Source organism: Vibrio sp. Vb1554, from assembly GCF_033344235.1.
Window position 1 is genome coordinate 1 of record NZ_JAWPOJ010000281.1, and the last position, 1,220, is coordinate 1,220.

General features: G+C 45.1%; 1 protein-coding gene. It reads right to left on the reverse strand.

The genetic code is table 11. The annotated features are described in order from the left end of the window. On the reverse strand, positions 1-1,220 hold a 1,220-nt coding region (locus R8N28_RS25660), incomplete at both ends, for a methyl-accepting chemotaxis protein (RefSeq protein ID WP_318183715.1).

Genomic DNA, 1,220 nt, shown 5'->3' on the forward strand with positions numbered 1-1,220 from the left:
CTTGCTGACGATCCGCTTGGGTTAAGTTGCTATGAGCATCGCTTGCTACACTGGTCGAGTTACTTTCGACTAAATCGCTGGTAGAACGAATCTGGCCAACTAACTCATTCAGTTGATTCGCCATGCTTGCAACGCCGTTATTCAAATTCACAATCTCATTTTTAGAACGTTTACGAGACGACGGAATTTGTAAGCTGACTTCACCATTAGCTAGGCGCGTCATGTAAGAGTTCAACACCGTTAGAGGCTGTAAGCTGCGGTTTAAGAACAGAGTGAGCACAACAAAAGTGATGCTCGCTGCTACCGAAGAAATGATGGCTATCAGTTTAAGTAGCGTGTCGCTGCCTTTGGTCACTTCTTTGATGAATGTACCGCCCAGTAGTTTCCAGTTCCAGCCAGGTACTTCGGTGAACACTAAGTATTTTTCACCTACGGTTGATCCGTATTGGAATGGGTAGCGGATCAGACCACTCTTTTGTTCGAAAATCTTATGGAAAGGCTTGTTACCATCGTAATCACGAACTTCTACGATTGAAGGATCGGTAGCGCTCTTAGTTGGGTGGAGTAAGTACTTACCAAGATTGTTTTTGTCGTTATCGACAATGATGGTGTAGCCTGTGTCGCCCCACTTAATCTCTTCTAGTGCATCAAACAGAGTTTGTGTGGCTTGGTCTACTGGCAAACCGATAAATGACAAGCCAGATACGTTACCGTTAGCGTCTTTGATTGGTGCGTAATAGGTAATGTAGCGTTCGCCATATAGTTTGATTTGTGCGTAGTAAGGTTTTCCGCTCTTTAAGAGTTGGTAACCAGGATGGTTGCGGCCAAGAGTCGTACCTACTGCACGCTTACCTTGCGGGTCTTTTAATGATGTTGAAACGCGAATGAAGTCATCACCAAGTGGTGCAAATAACGTTGCGATTGCTCCGGTATCACGTGTGAAGCTGTCGACCAGCTTTGTGTCGTTAATCAAACTTTCGCTGTATTGCGTGATATTTGGTACTTCATGGCCCATGAAGTCTACCGTGTAGTTTTCTACATAAACGCCTGCAAGGTAACCATTGCGAAAAGTTGATTCGAGTACTTGAGCAGTATGAAGGTAAGCATCGAACTGACCGGCAATGGTTTTTGCCATCGACTCGACTTTGGATTGATGTTCTTTCAACGTCCTTTCTAGCAGCACGCCAGATGCGTTTCGATAAACGAGCGCAGCAATGCTG